Annotated in this window: 17 protein-coding genes; 4 read left to right on the forward strand and 13 right to left on the reverse strand. The window is 72.5% G+C overall.

Translation table 11 applies throughout. The features are described 5' to 3' along the window. Positions 1-195: 195 nt before the first annotated feature. Positions 196-1,035 carry a GNAT family N-acetyltransferase gene (locus ACFFHU_RS06615; protein ID WP_377336755.1) on the reverse strand — a complete coding sequence of 280 codons (840 nt, stop codon included), beginning with the start codon at positions 1,033-1,035 and terminating at the stop codon, positions 196-198. A 632-nt stretch (positions 1,036-1,667) separates the two neighbouring features. On the opposite strand from ACFFHU_RS06615, the gene ACFFHU_RS06620 reads away from it, so the two are divergent. Further along, positions 1,668-2,177 (forward strand): PadR family transcriptional regulator, encoded by a 510-nt coding sequence (locus tag ACFFHU_RS06620; RefSeq protein ID WP_377337261.1) that lies wholly within the window; start codon positions 1,668-1,670, stop codon positions 2,175-2,177. Between the two features lie 73 nt (positions 2,178-2,250). Here ACFFHU_RS06620 and ispG read toward each other — a convergent pair whose 3' ends face one another. The 5 genes from ispG to ACFFHU_RS06645 form a co-directional block, all read right to left on the reverse strand. Next, positions 2,251-3,423 (reverse strand): flavodoxin-dependent (E)-4-hydroxy-3-methylbut-2-enyl-diphosphate synthase, encoded by a 1,173-nt coding sequence (gene ispG, locus ACFFHU_RS06625; protein WP_377336757.1) that lies wholly within the window; start codon positions 3,421-3,423, stop codon positions 2,251-2,253. 8 nt (positions 3,424-3,431) lie between these two features. Further along, complete coding sequence (locus tag ACFFHU_RS06630) at positions 3,432-4,682, reverse strand: M50 family metallopeptidase (RefSeq protein ID WP_377336758.1); 1,251 nt, start codon at positions 4,680-4,682, stop codon at positions 3,432-3,434. Further along, a complete protein-coding gene (gene dxr / locus ACFFHU_RS06635) occupies positions 4,682-5,893 on the reverse strand; it encodes a 1-deoxy-D-xylulose-5-phosphate reductoisomerase (protein ID WP_377336760.1) in 1,212 nt (403 codons plus the stop codon). The genes ACFFHU_RS06630 and dxr overlap by 1 nt, the downstream gene beginning before the upstream one ends. 42 nt (positions 5,894-5,935) lie before the next feature. Continuing rightward, positions 5,936-6,628, reverse strand: coding sequence for a Uma2 family endonuclease (locus tag ACFFHU_RS06640; RefSeq protein WP_377336762.1), 693 nt, complete (start codon positions 6,626-6,628; stop codon positions 5,936-5,938). 146 nt (positions 6,629-6,774) lie between these two features. After that, on the reverse strand, positions 6,775-7,311 hold the full coding sequence (locus tag ACFFHU_RS06645) for a GNAT family N-acetyltransferase (protein WP_377336764.1): 537 nt from the start codon (positions 7,309-7,311) through the stop codon (positions 6,775-6,777). A 70-nt stretch (positions 7,312-7,381) separates the two neighbouring features. Here ACFFHU_RS06645 and ACFFHU_RS06650 point away from each other — a divergent pair, with 70 nt between their 5' ends. Both ACFFHU_RS06650 and ACFFHU_RS06655 read left to right on the forward strand, forming a co-directional pair. After that, positions 7,382-8,296 (forward strand): YhjD/YihY/BrkB family envelope integrity protein, encoded by a 915-nt coding sequence (locus ACFFHU_RS06650; protein ID WP_377336766.1) that lies wholly within the window; start codon positions 7,382-7,384, stop codon positions 8,294-8,296. Between the two features lie 76 nt (positions 8,297-8,372). Then, positions 8,373-9,974, forward strand: a complete 1,602-nt coding sequence (locus tag ACFFHU_RS06655; protein WP_377336768.1) for a phytoene desaturase family protein — start codon at positions 8,373-8,375, stop codon at positions 9,972-9,974. Between the two features lie 128 nt (positions 9,975-10,102). Here the strand turns inward: ACFFHU_RS06655 and ACFFHU_RS06660 are convergent, their stop codons facing one another. Beyond that, entirely contained in the window at positions 10,103-11,680 is a 1,578-nt protein-coding gene (locus tag ACFFHU_RS06660; RefSeq protein ID WP_377336770.1) for a Rieske 2Fe-2S domain-containing protein, read from the reverse strand. Positions 11,681-11,919: 239 nt separating this feature from the next. Between ACFFHU_RS06660 and ACFFHU_RS06665 the strand changes: the two genes are divergently transcribed. Next, positions 11,920-12,147 (forward strand): DUF2631 domain-containing protein, encoded by a 228-nt coding sequence (locus tag ACFFHU_RS06665; RefSeq protein ID WP_377336772.1) that lies wholly within the window; start codon positions 11,920-11,922, stop codon positions 12,145-12,147. A 133-nt stretch (positions 12,148-12,280) separates the two neighbouring features. On the opposite strand, the gene ACFFHU_RS06670 is transcribed toward ACFFHU_RS06665, so the two are convergent. The 6 genes from ACFFHU_RS06670 to tsf all read right to left on the reverse strand — a co-directional run bounded on the left by ACFFHU_RS06670 (position 12,281) and on the right by tsf (position 18,486). Beyond that, positions 12,281-13,486: a DivIVA domain-containing protein gene (locus ACFFHU_RS06670; protein ID WP_377336774.1), complete on the reverse strand. Its 1,206-nt coding sequence runs from the start codon at positions 13,484-13,486 to the stop codon at positions 12,281-12,283. A 55-nt stretch (positions 13,487-13,541) separates the two neighbouring features. Then, on the reverse strand, positions 13,542-14,666 hold the full coding sequence (rlmN, locus tag ACFFHU_RS06675) for a dual-specificity RNA methyltransferase RlmN (protein ID WP_377336776.1): 1,125 nt from the start codon (positions 14,664-14,666) through the stop codon (positions 13,542-13,544). A gap of 102 nt (positions 14,667-14,768) precedes the next feature. Continuing rightward, a complete protein-coding gene (locus tag ACFFHU_RS06680; protein ID WP_377336778.1) occupies positions 14,769-16,082 on the reverse strand; it encodes a phosphatidate cytidylyltransferase in 1,314 nt (437 codons plus the stop codon). Continuing rightward, a complete protein-coding gene (gene frr / locus ACFFHU_RS06685; protein WP_377337262.1) occupies positions 16,082-16,639 on the reverse strand; it encodes a ribosome recycling factor in 558 nt (185 codons plus the stop codon). The genes ACFFHU_RS06680 and frr overlap by 1 nt, the downstream gene beginning before the upstream one ends. An 85-nt stretch (positions 16,640-16,724) precedes the next feature. Beyond that, on the reverse strand, positions 16,725-17,462 hold the full coding sequence (gene pyrH, locus ACFFHU_RS06690) for a UMP kinase (protein ID WP_377337263.1): 738 nt from the start codon (positions 17,460-17,462) through the stop codon (positions 16,725-16,727). 196 nt (positions 17,463-17,658) lie between these two features. Then, the gene (tsf, locus tag ACFFHU_RS06695; protein WP_377336780.1) at positions 17,659-18,486 is read right to left on the reverse strand and encodes a translation elongation factor Ts; all 828 of its coding nucleotides are present in this window, start codon (positions 18,484-18,486) and stop codon (positions 17,659-17,661) included. Positions 18,487-18,573 lie beyond the last annotated feature (87 nt).

The following is an 18,573-nucleotide window of genomic DNA, read 5'->3' on the forward strand; positions in this document are numbered from 1 at the left end:
TGACTCCCGTGACTGCGGTGACGCCCCCGACCACCCGCCACCCACCCGGATCACCCACCCGCCCGCCTCAGCCTGATCATGAAGTTAGCGGGCGGCGTAACCGGTTACTGCCACCGCTAACGTCATGATCAGCACCGAAGGTTGGGCGGGCCAACGCCGGAGGTTGGGCGGGGTCAAACGCCGGAGGTTGGGCGGTTAGAAGAGGACGGTGGCGAAGGTGCCGACCGGGCGGAAGCCGCAGCGGGCGTAGACCCGGCGGGCCGGGACGTTGAAGTCGTTGACGTAGAGGCTCACCGTGGGCGCCACCCGGGACAGCGCATCCCGGACCACGGCCGCCATCGCGGCCGCGGCGATCCCCCGGCCGCGCCAGTGCGGCGCCACCCAGACGCCCTGCACCTGGGCCGTCCGCCGGGTCACCACGGCCAGCTCGGCCTTGAAGACCACCTCACCGTCGACGAATCGCGCGTACGCGCGGCGGGACCGGACCAGCTCGGTCACCCTTCGGCGGTAACCGCGACCACCATCCTCGGTCAGCGGCGAGACCCCGACCTCCTCGGTGTACATGGCCACGGACGCCGGGAAGAGCCGATCCACCTCGCCCGCGCGCACCAACCGCACCTGCGGATCGGGCCGGATCGGCGCCTCCGCCCCGGTGGCCAGCAGCGGCTGGTTCGGGCGTACCTCCCGGGCCGGCCCCCACCGGTCGGCCAGCCGGTCCCACAAGCCGAGTACGGCGTCCGCCTCCCCGACGATCGAGGAGCACATCCGGTCCTCGCCGCCGAGCTGGTCCGCGAACGCGGCCACCGCCGGCGGGCCGGCCAGCACCGGTGTGAGGTGGCCGCCGAGCCAGCACAGCGACTCGACCTGGCGGCGGCCGCCGTACCCGAGGATCCGGCCGTCGGCGCGCCACCAGGACAGCCCGCGGGCGGCCACCCGCTCGGCCACCTGAGCGGCCGCGTAGGGATCCCGGTCGAGGAGCCGCTCCACCGCCGGGCGCTCGGCCTCACCCAGTTGACGTACCGGAACGGTCAGCACGCCTACCAGCGTGCCAGATACCGCGCGGTCGAGCGGCGCGACCGTACCCATCGGGCGCCGACTCCCCCGCCGCCACCGCAGGGCCGGCGCCGCCACGGCCGCGCGACCGGCAGCTACCGGGGCTTGACCGCGCGCCGGCCGGCGGGATGCTGCGGCCGCGAAGCCGGCTCCGCGTCACGAGACACGACGGACTCATGGGCGGTCGCCCTTGTCGCGGTTGCGTTACCGATATATCGTCAATACATCGCCGATAGCTTCTGAGAGGGAGGCGCGAGATGACGTTCCAGCGGGGGCACCGCGGATTCGGCCCGGGCGTTCCGGGCTTCGGGCCGGGCGGTCCGGGCTTCGGCCCGGGCGGTCCGGGCTTCGGCCCGGGCGTTCCGGGCTTCGGGCCGGGCGGTCCGGGCTTCGGCCCGGGCGGTCCGGGCTTCGGCCCGGGCGGGCCGGGCTTCGGGCCGGGCTTCGGGCCGGGCGGATCCGACGACCCCGACTTCGAGCACGCGGCCCAGGCACGCTTCGGCCCAGGCGAACCCGGCTTCGGGCCAGGCTTCGGGCCCGGCGAAGCCGGCTTTCGGCCGGGTGGCCCGGGCGAGCGCCGGTGGCGCGGCTTCGGCTTTCCCGGTTTTCCGGGCATCCCGCCCCGGCACCCGGGCGGCAGCCGGCACGGCGGCGGCTTCGGCGGCGGCCGCGGCCGGGGACGACGGGGCAATGTCCGGACCGCCGTCCTGGCGTTGCTCACCGAACGGCCGATGCACGGGTACGAGATGATCCAGGAGCTGGCGTCCCGGACGGGCGGCGCTTGGCGGCCCAGTCCCGGCTCGGTCTACCCGACCCTGCAGCTGCTCGAGGACGAGGGGTTGATCGAGGCCACGGTCGAGCAGGCTGGCGGCGGCCGCAAGCGGTTCACCCTCACCGAGGCCGGACAGGCCGAGGCGACGCGGGCCGCCGAGGCGCCACCGTGGGCCGAGTTCGCCGAGGGCACCGTGAACAGCTGGCACGAGATCCGGGAGTCCGGCTTCCAGGCCATGAACGCGCTCCGCCAGGTCATGATGACCGGCACCGACGACCAGCGGGAACGGGCCGCCCAAGTCTTGGACGAGACGCGGCGCAAGCTCTACGCCATCCTGGCCGAGTCGGAATAGCGGACGCGAGGTCAGATGCCGAGCGGCCGTCGCCCACGGGGGCGACGGCCGCTCGTTTTGCGGTACGAGTGGCTCAGTGCACGCTGACGGTCGGGCCGGTGACCATGCCCTTGAGCTCCTCGGGCAACTCGGCGCCCATCTCGTCGGCCAGCCGCAGGGCCTCCTCGATGAGCGTCTCCACGATTTGTCCCTCGGGAACGGTCTTGATGACCTGCCCCTTGACGAAGATCTGGCCCTTGCCGTTGCCGGACGCGACGCCGAGGTCGGCCTCGCGCGCCTCCCCCGGACCGTTCACCACGCAGCCCATGACGGCCACCCGGAGCGGCACCGGCAGTCCCTCCAGCCCGGCCGTGACCTCTTCGGCCAGCTTGTACACGTCCACCTGGGCCCGGCCGCAGGAGGGGCAGGAGACGATCTCCAGACCGCGCTCGCGCAGGCCGAGGGACTCCAGGATCGCCGCCCCGACCTTGATCTCCTCCACCGGCGGCGCGGACAGCGAGACCCGGATGGTGTCGCCGATGCCCTCGGCCAGCAGCGCCCCGAAGGCGACCGCCGACTTGATGGTGCCCTGGAACGCCGGACCGGCCTCGGTGACACCGAGGTGCAGCGGGTAGTCGCACTGCTCGGCGAGCTGGCGGTAGGCCCGAATCATCACCACGGGGTCGTTGTGCTTCACCGAGATCTTGATGTCCCGGAAGCCGTGCTCCTCGAACAGCGAGCACTCCCACAACGCCGACTCGACCAGGGCCTCGGCGGTGGCCTTGCCGTACTTGCTCAGCAGCCGCTTGTCCAGCGAGCCGGCGTTGACGCCGATCCGGATGGGCACCCCCGCGTCCCCGGCCGCCTTGGCGATCTCCTTGACCTTGTCGTCGAACTGCCGGATGTTGCCGGGGTTCACCCGTACCGCCGCGCAGCCGGCGTCGATGGCCGCGAAGACGTACTTCGGCTGGAAGTGGATGTCGGCGATCACCGGGATCTGCGACTTCTTGGCGATGGCCGGCAGCGCCTCCACATCGTCCTGCGAGGGCACGGCCACCCGGACGATCTGGCAACCGGACGCGGTGAGCTCGGCGATCTGCTGCAGCGTCGAGTTGACGTCGGCGGTCAGCGTCGTGGTCATCGACTGGACGGAGACCGGGGCGCCGCCGCCGACCGGCACCGGGCCGACCATGATCTGCCGGCTCATCCGCCTCGGGGCGAGCGGCGGCGGCGGCACGGCTGGCATGCCCAGACTGACAGCGGTCACAGTGTTCCTCACCTCGAGAAGAGCGTGATCGGATTGACGATGTCCGCGGTGATGGTCAGCAGCGTGAAGGCGCCGCCGATGAGGATCACCGCGTACGTGAGGGGCATCAGCTTGAGATAGTCGACGCGACCGGGATCGGGCCGGTTGAGTCGAGCGTAGATCCAGGAGCGGACCCGCTCGAACCAGGCGATGGCGATGTGACCGCCGTCCACCGGAAGCAGCGGCAGCAGGTTGAACACGCCGACGAAGAAGTTCAACGAGATGAACAGGAAGACCAGCATCTGCCAGACGCCGTTCTGCAGCGCCTCGCCGCCCAGCCGGCTGGCGCCGACCACGCTGATGGGGGTGTTGGCGTCCCGCTTCTCCCCGCTGATCGCGGAGAACAGCGCCGGCACCTTCTCCGGGATCCGCTGCAACGCCTGGCCGGTGGCCACGGTCATGTCGCCGGTGAACCGCGCGGTGGCGCCGAACGCGTCGACCGGCCCGTACGTGATGGTCCCCGGCGTGCTGACCCGGAGCCCCACGCCCAGCGCGGCGACCGACCCGACCTTGCCCTTGGGGTCGTCCAGCGGCGGCCGCTGGGTCTCGGCCAGGGTCACGTTCGCGGTGCCGGGCTGGCCGTCCCGGACATAGCCGACCGGCACCGAGTTGCCCGGCTTGGCGGCCCGCAGCGCGACCAGCAGTTGGCCGTAGTCGTTGATCGGCCGGCCGGCGAACGACGTGATCCGGTCGCCGTCGTGCAGCTGGCCCTTGGCGGCCGGGCTGGCCGGGTCGGCGGTCGAGCAGGCGCGGTCGGCGTTCTCCGGTACGACGCAGGGCGCCAGCGCGATCACCGCCGGCTCCTGCCGGAACTCGGCGTCGGTGCTCGGGTAGGCCGGGTTGGGCAGGCCCACGAAGACCGCCGCGAACCAGGCGCCGACGATCGCCAGCATGAAGTGGGTGACGGAACCGGAGGCCATGACGATGGTCCGCTTCCACACCGGGAAGCGCCACATCGCCCGCGGCTCGTCGGCCGGGTCGACGTCGTCGTCCTGGGGGGTCATACCGACGATCTTGCAGAAGCCACCGAGCGGGATCCCTTTCACGCCGTACTCGGTCTCGCCACGCCGGAATGACCAGAGCGTTGGTCCGAAGCCGATGAAGTAGCGCGTGACCTTCATCCCGAACGCCTTGGCGGTCAGCATGTGACCGGCCTCGTGCAGGCTCACCGAGATGAGGATCCCCAGGGCGATCACCACCACCCCGAGCAGGTACAGCATCAAGCTCCTTCCACCGAGCCAGAGATGATCTCTTGCGCGCGGGCCCGCGCCCACGACTCGGCGGCGAGCACCTCCTCGACGGTACCCGGTTCGCCGAAATCAGGTGCCGACTCCAGCACCCGTTCCAGGGTGTCGACGATGCCCAGGAAGGGCAGCCGGCCGGCCACGAAGGCCGCCACGCACTCCTCGTTCGCCGCGTTGTAGATGGCCGGGCGGCACCGGCCCGCTTCGCCGGCGGCCTTGGCCAGCGCCACCGCCGGGAACGCCACGTCGTCCAGCGGGGCGAACTCCCAGGTGTGGCTCGCGGTCCAGTCCACCGCCGCGGCCGCGCCCGGGACCCGGTCCGGCCAGCCGAGCGCCACGGCGATGGGCAGCCGCATGTCGGGCGGGCTGGCCTGGGCGATCGTCGAGCCGTCCACGAACTCCACCATCGAGTGGATCACCGAGGTGGGGTGGATCATGACGGTGATGTCGGCGTATGGCACGTCGAACAGCTCGTGCGCCTCGATCACCTCGAGCGCCTTGTTCACCATGGTGGCCGAGTTGATCGTGATTACCTGGCCCATGTTCCAGGTCGGGTGGGCCAGCGCCTGCTCGGGTGTGACGCTTGTCAACTCGTCCCGCCGCCGTCCCCGGAAGGGGCCGCCGCTGGCCGTGACGATCAGCCGGCGCACCTCCGCCCGCCCACCCGAACGCAGGCATTGAGCCAGCGCCGTGTGCTCCGAGTCGACCGGAACGATCTGCCCCGGCCGCGTCACCGCGGCCCGTACCAGGTGGCCGCCGGCCACCAGCGACTCCTTGTTGGCCAACGCGAGCGTACGACCGGCGCGCAGCGCGGCCAGCGTGGGCGCCAGGCCCAGCGAGCCCACCACCCCGTTGAGCACGATGTCGCAGGGCCACTCGGCCAGCTCGGCCATCGCGGACGGGCCGGCGAGGATCTTGGGGATCTTGAAGCCGCCCGTCGGGTAGCCGCGCCGCTGCGCCTCGGCATAGAAGGCCAGCTGCAGATCCTGCGCGACCGAGGCCCGGGCCACCCCCACCGCGTCGACGCCCAACTCGAGCGCCTGCGCGGCGAGCAGCTCGACGTTGCCGCCGCCCGCGCCGAGCGCCACCACCCGGAACCGGTCCGGGTTGCGCCGGACGATGTCGATGGCCTGGGTGCCGATCGAACCGGTCGAGCCGAGCAGCACGATGTCCCGGGGAGCGTTCACCGCGCCATTCTCCCCGATCCCCCTGGGAGCCCGCTGGGCGGCTCAGCTCCCGGCGGTTCCATCCCGCTCCGCCGTTTCCTCGTCGTCGATCAGGTCGGCGGGATCTACGGCGAACTCGAACGGCTCCCGCATCACGAACATCGTGCCCGCGGACGCCGCAGCCACTGGCCGGTAATCTCCCTCAGCCAGCTCGAGCAGCGCCATGGCCGGCACCCGGTTTCGCAGGTCTACCCGGAGGAGGTAGGAGACCTTCGCGTCCGCATACCGCCGCGGTCGGTCGATCACATCCTTGCGGCGGGTGCTCGGTGAAACGATCTCGCCGAGCATGACAACCTCCCCGATTCCCACAGATGATCGCCCTCGACCCGGCTCCCGCAAAACCGCGATATCCGGGATGAAAAGATCGTCTCCCGACACGATGTTGATCTCTGGATAGACCCAGAAGCCAGCTCGACGAGCCGCTCGATGCAACAGATAGGGAAGTTCGCGCTCCACCGTCTGGTGGTCGGTTCCGGCATGTGGTGTCACGATCACGCTTCCGCTCAGGACCTCGACCCGCGGGCCGTTGTTCTCCGGCAACAGCTGGAGGGCGAGGTCTGCGGTCCACGGCTCGTCGTGCCGACCCAGCACGTCGAACGACCGCTCCGGCTCCGCCGCGTTGTCTGGACCCGCGGCGTTGTCCGGACCCGCGGCGTTGTCCGGATCCGACTGTGCATCCGTCACGGGCTGTGCCATCGATTTCACCCCCTGCGTCGGACATCATGCCTACGGTCAGCCTAGCCAGGGAGGGGCCAGCGCCGGGCGTGTCGCAGGCGCGGAGCGTCGGGGCGTTAACAGGGGGCCCCGCCTATACAAAAAGCGATAAGAAGGGGCCCTTTCTTTCACCGGCTGAGGACGAAGGTGTCCAGGTCGGCGCCGCCGTACCAGGTGGTGCGGCGGCCGAGCGGCGTCATGCCGAGCCGGCGGGTGACCGCCACCGACGCGTCGTTGCCGGGCCAGACCACCGCGTAGATCTCGGCCAGCCCGGCCGCGAAGCCGCGCTCGAGCGCACCCCGGGCGGCCTCGGTGGCATACCCGTGCCCCCACGAGTCGGGGTTGAGGTGCCAGCCCACCTCGATGTCCTCGGTGGGCGCGGAGTCCGCGCCGGGCAGCGGGACCAGCAGCACCGTCCCGACGACCAGCCCCGAGTCCCGCAGCGCGGCCGCCCATATCCCGTACGGCGCGCCGAACTCCGCGCTCCGGGAGTTCCACCGGCGGATCAGCCGGACAGCCTGCTCCGGCTCGGCCAGCGGCTCGCCGCCGCCGCCCAGCCACCGGACCACCTCGACCCGGGAGTACGTGTCGAGGACCCGGGCCACATCGTCCGGGTCCTCGGTCCAGGGCCGCACGACCAGCCGCTCGGTCTCGAAGGTCGCCATGGTCGGCGATCCTACGGCCGGGGCGGCGCCGGAACGAGTGCCGACCGGGCAACCGGGGTAGAGCTACCCGGTGACGATCACGTGGCACCGCGTACGCCGGGTTGTGTTCGCCGCGTTCCGACCGGTCCGCGGGCGCGACCTGTCGCTGCACGCGGCCGCCATCACGTTCTACGGCGCGGTCGCCGTCGTGCCGGCCGCGCTGCTGGCGATCTGGCTCACCGGGCTGGCCGCCGGCGCCGACCGGGTCAACCGCCTCACCGGGTACGCGATCCGCACGCTGCCCTCCGACATCGGCGCGGACCATGCCGCGGCTGCCCTCGTACACGCCGGGTTGACCCTGCGGCCCACCTGGGCGCTGGCCTCGCTGCTGCCGGCGTCGCTGTACGGCGAGGGGCTACGCCGGGCGTTCGTCTCGGTGGCCCAGCCTGGGCACCCCGGCAACCTGGTCGGCTGGCGCGGCCGGCTGGCGCTGCTGCCGCTGCTGGCCCCCGCCCCGGCGCTGCTGATGGCGATCCTCATGGGGCTGCCGCTGACCACCCGGCTGGTGCAGCGCGGCGGCCTGGTCACCGCGGTCGGCGTGGTGCTGTCCTTCCTGGCCGTGTGGCTGGTGCTCACCCCGGTGCTGATCTGGGTGTTCCGGGTGGTCGGGCCCGGCCGGCCAGACTGGCTGTCCACCGTCCTGCTCGGCTCGTTCACGGCCGCCAACCTGTCCGGTTTCCTGCACGGGTTCATCCTGTTCTGCTCGCTGCCGCTGCGGCTCGGCGTGCCGTTCGGCGGGTTCACCGCGATCGGCGGCGGGGTGGCCGTGCTGCTCTGGCTCTATCTGTTCCACGTGATCGTGCTGGCCGGCTATTCGGCCACCCTGATGCTCAGCCGCTGGCGCCGCACCCGGACCCCGTCCCCCTCCCCCACGGCCCCCGCCCCCGCCCCCGCCCCCGCCGATCTTGCACCTTTGGCCCCGACAAAACACGCGAAGAACGCATAAGAAGGGCCACCACTGCAAGATCGGCGGGAGCGGGACCCGCGCCGGCGCGCCGGGTCGGGCAGTAGGCTTCCCCGGCATGAGCGCTGAGCTGCCCGGACGGGCCGACGTGGTGATCATCGGGGCCGGCCACAACGGCCTGGTCTCGGCCGTGCTGCTGGCCCGCGCCGGCCTCGACGTGCTGGTGCTGGAGGCCGCCGACGTGCTGGGCGGCGCCGCGCGGACCGAGCGGCCGTTCCCCAAGGTGCCCGAGCTGCGGCACTCCACCGGGTCGTACCTGCTCGGACTGATGCCGCCGGAGCTGCTGGCGACGCTGGACGTGCGCATCCCGGTGCTGCGCCGCGACCCGCACTACTTCCTGCCCACCCCGGGGCCGGTCGGCTCGCCGTACCTGCTGGTGGGCGCCGACCCGGCGGTCAACCGCGAGCGGCTCGCGGAGTTCTTCTCCCCGGCCGACGTGGCGGCCGATGACGCCATGCAGGCGGAGCTGGCGGCGCTGCGCGAAGACCTCGCGCCGGCCTGGCTCGCCGAGCCGCTGGCCGCCGAGGAGACCGCCGAGCGGTACGTCCGGCCGGCGCTCCGGCGGGTCTTCGTCGACCTGGTCCGCGGCTCGGTGGCCGACTACCTGGCCCGGTTCGACTTCGCCTCCGAGCTGCTGGTCTCGATGTACGCGGTGACCGACGGGCTGTCCGGGCTGAACGCCGGGCCGGACGACCCGGGCACCGGGCACAACTTCCTGGTGCACAACATGTGCCGGCTGCCCGGCTCGGGCGGGACCTGGATGATCGCCGAGGGCGGCATGGGCACGGTGTCCGGCACCTTCGCCGCGGCGGCCCGGGCGGCCGGCGCCCGGATCGTGACCGGCGCACCGGTGGCGGCGGTGACCGTGGACGGCGGCGCTGTCAGCGGGGTGACGATGGCCGACGGCCGTTCGGTCTCCGCCACCGCGGTGCTGGGCGCCTGCGACCCGTACCGGCTGATCGACCTGGTGCCCGGCGGCGCGTTGCCGGCGGCGCTCACCGACCGGATGGCCGCGAACCGCCGGACCGGCAGCACCATGAAGGTCAACCTGGCGCTGACCGACCTGCCGCGGTTCTCCTGCCTGCCGGCGGGCACGGCCAGCCCGTTCGGCTCGACCATCCATCTGCTGCCCGGGTCGGCCTCGCTGGTGCCCGGCGCGGCGGACAGCGGCTCGCCGATGGCCGCCCTGCGGGCGATGTGGGCCGACGTCCAGGCGGGCCGGCTGCCGGACGAGCCGACCATCGAGTGGTACCTGCACACCACCGTGGACCCGTCGTTGCAGGACCCGGCCGGGCACCACTCGTCGGCGCTGTTCGTGCAGTCCGTGCCGTACGCGCCGGCCGGCACGGACTGGGCCACCGCGCTGCCCGGCTACGTCGAGAAGCTGCTGGCCATCTGCGAGCGGTACGCGCCGGGCACCGCCGACCTGGTCGCCGACGCCGTCCCGCTGCCGCCGCCCGGCATCGAGGAGCACTTCGGGATCACCGGCGGACACATCCACCACGTCGACAACACGGTCTCGTTCACCGACCGGATGCCGTACGCCACCGGCCTCGACGGTCTGTACGCCGGCAGCGCCGGCTGCCACCCGGCCGGCAGCGTGATCGGCGCGGCCGGCCACAACGCCGCCCGCCGCATCCTCACCGACCTCGGCCGGTGAAAGGAGGGGCCCCTTGTTATCGCTTTTCGTATAGGAAGGGGCCCTTCCTAACGCCTCCGGCCGTGACCGGCGTCAACTGCCGGCGGCGCCGGCCTCAGCCCCGGCGGACGTGGCCGCGGTGGGGCGGGTCAGCCGGCCGGCTCCGCCTCGGGCTGCTGCTCCTTGTGGGCGCGGATCTTGTGGCCGACGCTGGTCAGGCAGCGCCCGCTGGCCAGGTCGAACCGCCAGCCGTGCAGCTGGCAGGTGAGCTGGTCGCCCTCGACGATGCCGAACCGGGTGAGGTCGGCCTTCAGGTGCGGGCAGCGCCGCTGCACCGTCCAGTCGCCCAACTTGATGTCCTCGGCGTCGCTGCTCCGCTCGTGCTCGTCGTACCAGCCCTCGGCGTACTGGAGGCGTTCCTCGGAGAGGCACTTGAAGAACGCGTACACGAACTCGTTGTACTGGCCGATGCGGGCGGCGGAGAACCGGCAGGAGAGGAAGAGCGAGTTCACCCAGTCGACCTCGCCGGTGAACAGCAGGTGCTCGACCAGCACGCGCTCGGTCCGGAACCGGTAGCGCACCTTCTCGTCGGCGTACGGCCGGACCTGCTTGCCCGGGAAGTCCACCACGATCGACTCGACGGACTCCGCGCCGGCGTCGTCGGTGCTCACCAGGTCGAACCGGACCGGGCCACCGACGCCCTTGGCGAGGTAGAGGGACTCCTCGAGCAGCGGCTCGATCCGCCGCTTCATCTCCTTGAGCACGTCCACCTCGGGGTGCCGCCAGCCGGCCCGCTCCGCGGCGATGATCGGCCGCTTGCGCTCGCGCATCTCCTCGAGGTGGGCGAGCTTGTTGGCGAAGAAGTCGTCGACCGGCACCGGGTGGCTGGTCTCGCAGCTGTCCGTGGTCAGCTCGGCCACGCTTCCGGGCAGCAGCACCACGCCGTTCGTGCCGCCCACCTTCGCGTACTCGGCCATGAAGACGGACTGGTCCGGGAAGATGTTCCCCTCGTCGCCGAAGACGTCGTTGAACTGCCAGAGCTCGTCGTCGAGGAAGCAGGGCGGACCGGCGATCGGGAAGACGTGCGAGGCCTTCAGGTCGTCGATGTACCGCCAGGTCCGGTCGAACTGCCGGTCCCGCTTCTGCTTGCCGAACGCCGTCTTGGCCGCCGTCGGCAGCTCGTAGACCATCGGATACCAGATGGCGCCGGAGAACTGGAGCAGGTGCGCGTGCACGTGCCCCAGCTCGGCGAACGTGCCCAGGTCGGTGGGGCGGGCGTCGTTCTGGTTGAGCAGGCGTATCCCGTCGTGCTCCACCCAGAGCGAGGAGTCGCCGATCGGCCCGTCGGTCGGGCTGGTGAGCGCCTGGATCATCACCTTGAGCCCGCCGTCGAGCTCGACCACCTCGTTGGTCTTCGTCTTGATGAAGCTGGTGAAGCCGAGCTCCCGCAGCTCGTCCTCCAGCTCGGAGGTCGGATACTCGGGCAGCAGAACGGTGGCCTTCTTGCTGATGAAGCGCTTGAGGTGGGCCGCGTCGAAGTGGTCCCGGTGCAGGTGCGAGACGTACAGGTAGTCGGTCCGGCCCAGCGACTCCCAGTCGAGCTGTGAATTGTCCGGGAATGGGAACCACGAGGCAAAATATGCCGGGTTGACCCATGGGTCGCACAGAATGCTGCCCGCGGCCGTGTCGATCCGCATGCTGGCGTGGCCCGTACCGGTCAAACGCACCGCGCAGTCCCCTTCGTTCGGCGGTCAAGCTCTCCCGGCAACGCTACCGGAGGGTCCCGCCCGGCCGACCCGCGACGTCGGGGAACCGGCGGACCGGCGCCGCGCTTCCACCGCGCGAGACGGGGTACCGGTACCGGATCCGCCGCCCGCTCCCCACCCGTGCCCGGGGCCGCGCCGGACCGCGGATCCGGACATGCCAGACTGACCACGAGATCCGCGAAGGAAGGGAAGGACCGAAAGTGGCCGGAACCGAGCCGGAGCCCGTCACATCGCCCGACCAGCACAAGCCGGGGCACCGGAAGGCGGGCCGGATCGGCGCCGTCCTCACCGCGGTCGCCATGCTGCTCATGCTGTGCGGCAACCATCGGGGCAACGTCGAGAACATCTGGCTGATCGGCATCGCGGCCACGCTGCTGATCATCGTGATCGGCGACGTCGTCCTGCGCCGCAACGGCCTGCGCTCCTGACCGACCGGGTCCACCGCCGAACGCCGGCCGCGCTCCGCGGACCCGTCACGCCGGCCGCGCTACCGCGGACCCCCACGCCGTACGCGCGAACGGCCCGTCCCGATCGGGACGGGCCGTTTCGTCGTGCCGCCGGTCAGCGCCGGAACAGGATGTCCCGGACCTCCTTGAGCGCGGCGTCCACCTCGGCCTCGAAGTAGCCGCCCGGCACCAGGCCGAACCTCGGCGCGTCCAGGTCGGCCGGGGACACCGGCAGCGGCCCGCGGCCGGCCATGCTCGACAGGATCTCGTCGAACATCCGGTCGACCTGGTCGGGGTCGTACCCGCTGCCGAAGCGACGGACCTGGAACGTCCGCCGGATCTGGTCCACCCGCTGCATGTCGCCACCGGGAGCGCCGGTCGGCGCGCCCGGCGGCCGAAGCCCGGCCGGCGGCCCGGACATCGGCGGACCGGCCGGCGGCGGACCGCCCACCGGCTGGCCGGCGGGGACCGTGGGGGGGCCGCTCGCGCCCGGGTTCCGCAGCGACCGCGGGTCGCGATCGGGCAGCCGGATCTCGGCGGTCATGTCCATCTTTCCGTGCCGGCCCGGCTCGAAGCCGTTGAACCGGTCCTCCGGGTCGTAGCCGTCCGGCACCCGCGGGCCGCCGCCCGGGCCACCGGCGCCGCCGCCCGGCGGCATACCGGGGCCGCCACCGGGGGGCAGCCCGGGGCGCGGCGGCAGAGCCGGCCGGCCCGGTCCGCCGGGGCCGCGCGCCGGGACGCCGGGGGCGGCGGGCGGTCCGTCGTACCCCCGGGCCGGCTCCGCGCCGAAGGTCCCGGTCGGCTCGTCGTACCGGCCGTACGGGTCGCCCGGGCCGGCCTGGCCGGGCATGGCCCGGGGCGGCATCGGGGGCGCCATGGCCGGGCCACGATCGTCCCGGACCGGCGGCCCGAACCGGTCGGGCGGACCCATGCGATCGGGCGGACCCATCCGGTCCGGCGGGCCGAACCGGTCGGGCGGACCCATGCGATCGGGCGGGCCCATCCGGTCCGGCGGACCGAACCGCTCCGGCGGCCCGGCGGGCGCGCCCATCCGATCGGGCCCGCGCCCCGCGCCGCCACGCTCCTCCAGCTCCGCGAGCTGCCGCTCGACCCGGTCGAGGTGCAGGTCCACCTGCCACTCGTCGTAGCCGTTGAAGCGGACCCGGAACACGACGTCGTGGACCTCCTGGGCGGCCACGGGCGCGCCGACCGACTCGCCGGCGAGCGTGGCCTCGACCCGATCGAGGAAGTCGTCCACCTCGTCGACCTTGTAGCCCCGGCGGAGCGCCTTGCGCCGGAAACGTTGACCCTGACTCGCCACTATGTCTCCTGGTCTGTTCGGTCGTCACGCGGCCCGGACACGCCATCGTCAGTGTTCATGCCGGCACCTCCGCCGCGGCCAGCTGCCCGCACGCGCCGTCGATCTCCTGACCGCGGGTGTCCCGTACGGTCGTCGAGACGCCCGCCGCGCGGAGCCGGCGGACGAACTCCCGCTCGACCGGCTTGGGGCTGGCGTCCCAGCGACTGCCGGGCGTCGGGTTGAGCGGGATGAGGTTCACGTGCGCGAGCCGCCCGGCGAGCAGCCGACCCAGCAGGTCCGCCCGCCACGGCTGATCGTTCACGTCCCTGATCATCGCGTACTCGATCGAGATCCGGCGCCCCGTCCGGTCCGCGTAGTTCCAGGCCGCGTCGAGGACCTCGGCCACCTTCCAGCGCTGGTTGACCGGCACCAACTCGTCCCGCAGCTCGTCGTCCGGGGCGTGCAGCGACAGCGCCAGCGTGACCGACAGGTCCTCCTCGGCCAGCCGCCGCATGGCCGGCACCAGGCCCACCGTCGAGACGGTGATGTGCCGCTGCGACAGGCCGAGGCCCTCGGGCGCCGGCGCGCACAGCCGGCGTACCGCGGCCACCACCCGGGCGTAGTTGGCCAGCGGCTCGCCCATGCCCATGAAGACCACGTGCGACAACCGGGCCGGCGCCCCGGCGACCGCGCCGGAGGCGGCGACGCCGGCGAGGTAGACCGCCTGGTCCAGGATCTCCGCGGTGGACAGGTTGCGGGTCAGCCCGGCCTGGCCGGTGGCGCAGAACGGGCAGGCCATGCCGCAACCGGCCTGGCTGGAGATGCAGACGGTCACCCGGTCGGGATAGCCCATCAGCACGCTCTCGACCAGCGAACCGTCGTGCAACCGCCAGAGCGCCTTGCGGGTGGCGCCGTCGTCGCAGGCCAGCTCGCGTACCGGGGTGAGCAGCCGGGGCAGCAGCGCGCCGGCCAGCCGGTCCCGGCTGGCGGCGGGCAGGTCGGTCATCGCGCCGGGGTCACGGACCAGCCGGCCGAAGTAGTGGGTGGAGATCTGCCTGGCCCGGAAGGCCGGCTCGCCCAGCTCGCGGACCAGGTCCTGGCGGCCGGCGAGGTCGAGGTCGGCGAGATGCCGGGGCGGCATCGCCGCCCGGCGCGGGCCGGAGGGGTCGGGACGGGGAGAGAGCACGGGTAGGGTCGTCATGGCCCGTCAAGTCTCGCACGCCGACGCCGGTACGCACCTGACCGAGCGGACCGATCTGGGTGGTTCCGCCGGGTACCGACACACAGGTGATACATATCCCGCTCACCCGGCCGGCTTGAGCACGGAGAGCAGCAGGTAGGCCACCGGCACGGCGAACAGGACCGAGTCGAGCCGGTCCATCAGACCCCCGTGGCCCGGCAGCAGGTTGCTCATGTCCTTGACGCCGAGGTCGCGTTTGATCATCGACTCGCCCAGGTCGCCCAGCACCGCCGCGCCGGAGACGGCCACGCCGAACAGCGCGCCCCACCACGGCGCCACGCCCAGCAGCGTCCACAGCAACACGGCGCTGCCCAGACCGGCCGCCACCACCGAGCCGCCGAATCCCTCCCACGACTTCTTCGGGCTGACCGACGGCGCCATCGGGTGCCGGCCCAGCCACACCCCGGCGGCGTAGCCGCCGGTGTCCGAGAGCACCACCCCGGCGAGCGTCACCAGCACCCGGAAGTGGCCGTCCGGCGGCACCGCGAGCAGCGCCGCGAAGCCGGCGAGGAAGGGCACGTACACGGCCACCAGCACCGCGCCCGTCATGTCCCGCTGGTAGCCGGCCGGCCCGTCGCCCAGCCGCCAGACGAGGACGGCCAGCACCGTGACCAGGAGGCCGAGGCTCAACGCGTCCGGCCCGGCCCACCAGGCGAGCCCGAGCATGGCCACGCCACCGACGATCAGCGGCAGCATCGGCGGGTTGACCCCGCTGCGCTGGATGGCCCGCACCATCTCCCAGATCCCGATCCCGACGGCGATCGCCAGGACGGCCAGGAAGGCGGGCCGGTAGTAGAACAGCGGCACCACGATGGCGGCGCCGAGGCCGAGCCCGACGCCGACGGCGGCCGGCAGGTTCCGGCCGGCCCGGCCGGTCCGGGCCGGCGGCCCCGCGTCCTCGGGTCCGGCGACGACCGGCGGACCGGACGCGCCGCCGGCCGACGTACCGGTGGATGGCGACTGTCCGGTGCGGGCGGCGGACCGGGTCGCCCGGCGGCGGCCGCGGTGCCGGCGCGGTCGCCCGGGGTCGGCGCCCGGATCGGCCGGTACGGGTGGCACCGGCCTCGGCCCGGCGGGCGGCGGCGCGGCCAGCGGCGGCAGGCCGACCGGGTCGGTCAGGCCGGTGAGGCCGGCCGGATCCGCCGGCACCGGGGGGAGACCGACGGGGTCGGTGAGTCCGGCCGGGCCGGCGGGATCGGTCCGGCCGGCCGCGGCGCCGGCCGGTGGACCCGGCCAGGGGTACGGCTCGGGCGCGGCCCCGGGGTGCCGCGCCCGCACCGAGCCGGCGTCCGGGTCCGGCCAGCGACTCCCGGACGGTACGTCCGGGTTGTCCCAGTCGCGGGGCTCGGCGCTGCCGTGCGGATCGAGGTACGACATCAGACCTCGAGCAGCTCGGCTTCCTTGTGCTTGATCAGCTCGTCGACGTTCGTCACGTACCGGTGGGTGAGGTCGTCGAGCTCCTTCTCGGCCCGGCGGCCCTCGTCCTCGCCGGCCTCGCCGTCCTTGACGATGCGGTCCAGCTCCTCCTTGCTGCGGCGCCGGATGTTGCGGATGGCGACCTTGGCCTCCTCACCCTTCTGCCGGGCCACCTTGATCATGTCCCGGCGGCGCTCCTCGGTCATCTGGGGCAGCAGGATGCGCAGCTGGGTGCCCTCGTTGTTGGGGTTGACCCCGAGGTCGGAATCCCGGATCGCCTTCTCCATCGCGTTGATCTGCGACGCGTCGTACGGCTTGATGATCGCCATCCGCGGCTCCGGGACGGCGATGGACGCCAACTGGGGCAGCGGCGTCGGCGATCCGTAGTAGTCGAGGACGATCTTCGAGAACATCGCTGCGGTCGCCCGACCCGTGCGGATGGCCCCGAACTCCTCCTTGGCGTGCTCGACCGCGCGTTCCATCTTCTCCTCGGCCTCGAGGAGCGTGTCGTCGATCACCTGGTCCGTCGCCTCCTTCTGGTGGTGCCTGTCCAAAGAACGCTCCCGCCCGGCGCGGGGGACGTCAACGCCGGACGTCGAGGTTTCACGCGGTGATGAGGGTGCCGATCCGTTCGCCGCCCACCGCGCGAGCGATCGTGTCGGCTCCCGCTGCGCCGAATACCAGCATGGGCAGCTTGTTCTCCTCGCAGAGGCTGAAGGCCGCCGCGTCGGCGACCCGCAGGCCGCGGCGCAGCGCCTCGGAGAAGGTGATCGAGTCGAGCTTGCGGGCGTCCGGGTCGGTGCGCGGGTCGGCCGTGTAGACGCCGTCGACGCCGTTCTTGCTCATCAGCACGACGTCCGCGCGGATCTCCAGGGCTCGCTGGGCGGCCACGGTGTCCGTGGAGAAGTACGGCATGCCGGCGCCGGCGCCGAAGATCACGACACGACCCTTCTCCAGGTGCCGGATGGCGCGCAGCGGGATGTACGGCTCGGCCACCTGGGCCATCGTGATCGCGCTCTGCACGCGCGTCTCGATGCCCTCCTTCTCCAGGAAGTCCTGCAGGGCCAGGCAGTTCATCACCGTGCCGAGCATGCCCATGTAGTCGGCCCGGGCCCGGTCCATGCCGCGCTTCTGCAGCTCCACCCCGCGGAAGAAGTTGCCGCCGCCGACCACCGCGGCCACCTGCACGCCCCGGCGGGCCGCCGTGGCGATCTGCCGGGCGATCGCCTGCACCACGTCCGGGTCCACCCCGACCGCGCCGCCGCCGAACACCTCACCGGACAGTTTGAGCACGACCCGGCGGGACTTTCCGGTTGGCGGCATGGTCGGATCGTCGTCCATCGTCGTACCGCTCGCCGTCTGCGTCATCCGACCCGCCTCTCCGGCGCCGCGCCGCCGCGCCGCCGCATCCGTCCTGCCGCTGCTGACCTTATGTGACGAGGAGGCCGCGGTGCCTGTCGTACACCGGCGGCCTCCTCCTTCGCTCCTGCTGTGCCACGCCCGGGCGCCGCGGACGGCACCCGGGCGGACTGTTCGATCAGGCCTGGCCGACCTCGAACCGGACAAAGCGGGTGACCTCGATGCCGGCTTCGGCAAGCACCTGCTTGACGGTCTTCTTGTTGTCGGCCACCGACGACTGCTCCAGGAGGACGAAGTCCTTGAAGAAGGAGTTGACCCGACCCTCGACGATCTTGGACAGCGCCGCCTCCGGCTTGCCCTCCTCGCGCGCGGTCTGCTCGGCGATGCGCCGCTCCGACTCGACGGTCTCGGCCGGCACCTCGTCCCGGGTGACGAACTTCGGCCGCATGGCGGCGATCTGCATGGCCACGCCGCGGGCGTCCGCGTCGGCCGCCTCGTCGCTCTTGCCCGAGTACTCGATCATGACGCCCACCTGCGGCGGCAGGTCCTGCGCCTTGCGGTGCAGGTAGACCGCCACAGTGCCGCCGAGCTGAGCGAACCGGTTGAGCACCAGCTTCTCGCCGATCTTGGCGGACTGCTCCTGGATGACGTCGGCCACCGGCCGGCCGTCGAGGGTCGAGGCAAGCAGGCCCTCGGCGTCGGTGACGCCGGCCTGGGCGCCGTGCTCGACCAGGCGCTGGGCCAGCGCCACGAAGTCGGCGTTCTTGGCCACGAAATCGGTCTCGCAGTTGAGCTCGAGCAGCGCCTTGCCGGAGTGCGCGACGAGCCCGTTGGCGGCGGTCCGGCCGGCCCGCTTGCCGACGTCCTTCGCGCCCTTGATCCGCAGGATCTCGACGGCCTTGTCGAAGTCGCCCTCGGCCTCGGTGAGCGCCTTCTTGCAGTCCATCATGCCGGCGCCGGTGAGGTCGCGGAGTCGCTTGACGTCCGCGGCGGTGAAGTTGGACATGACTCTCTCTTCGATGGTTGCGGCTTGGCTGGAGTTCGGTCCGGGTCGTCGCCGATCCCGCCGACCCCCGCCGGCGCGTCCGCGGCC

This window comes from Plantactinospora siamensis, assembly GCF_042434095.1.
GTDB lineage: Bacteria > Actinomycetota > Actinomycetes > Mycobacteriales > Micromonosporaceae > KBS50.

Coding starts and splice junctions, on each gene's coding strand:
- ACFFHU_RS06630 (WP_377336758.1), bottom strand. CDS start 4,682: ATGCTGTACCTGCTCGGGGTGGTGGTGATCGCCCTGGGGATCCTCATC.
- pyrH (WP_377337263.1), bottom strand. CDS start 17,462: ATGGACGACGATCCGACCATGCCGCCAACCGGAAAGTCCCGCCGGGTC.
- rlmN (WP_377336776.1), bottom strand. CDS start 14,666: ATGACGACCCTACCCGTGCTCTCTCCCCGTCCCGACCCCTCCGGCCCG.
- ACFFHU_RS06645 (WP_377336764.1), bottom strand. CDS start 7,311: ATGGCGACCTTCGAGACCGAGCGGCTGGTCGTGCGGCCCTGGACCGAG.
- tsf (WP_377336780.1), bottom strand. CDS start 18,486: ATGTCCAACTTCACCGCCGCGGACGTCAAGCGACTCCGCGACCTCACC.
- ACFFHU_RS06655 (WP_377336768.1), top strand. CDS start 8,373: ATGAGCGCTGAGCTGCCCGGACGGGCCGACGTGGTGATCATCGGGGCC.
- ACFFHU_RS06640 (WP_377336762.1), bottom strand. CDS start 6,628: ATGGCACAGCCCGTGACGGATGCACAGTCGGATCCGGACAACGCCGCG.
- ACFFHU_RS06680 (WP_377336778.1), bottom strand. CDS start 16,082: ATGTCGTACCTCGATCCGCACGGCAGCGCCGAGCCCCGCGACTGGGAC.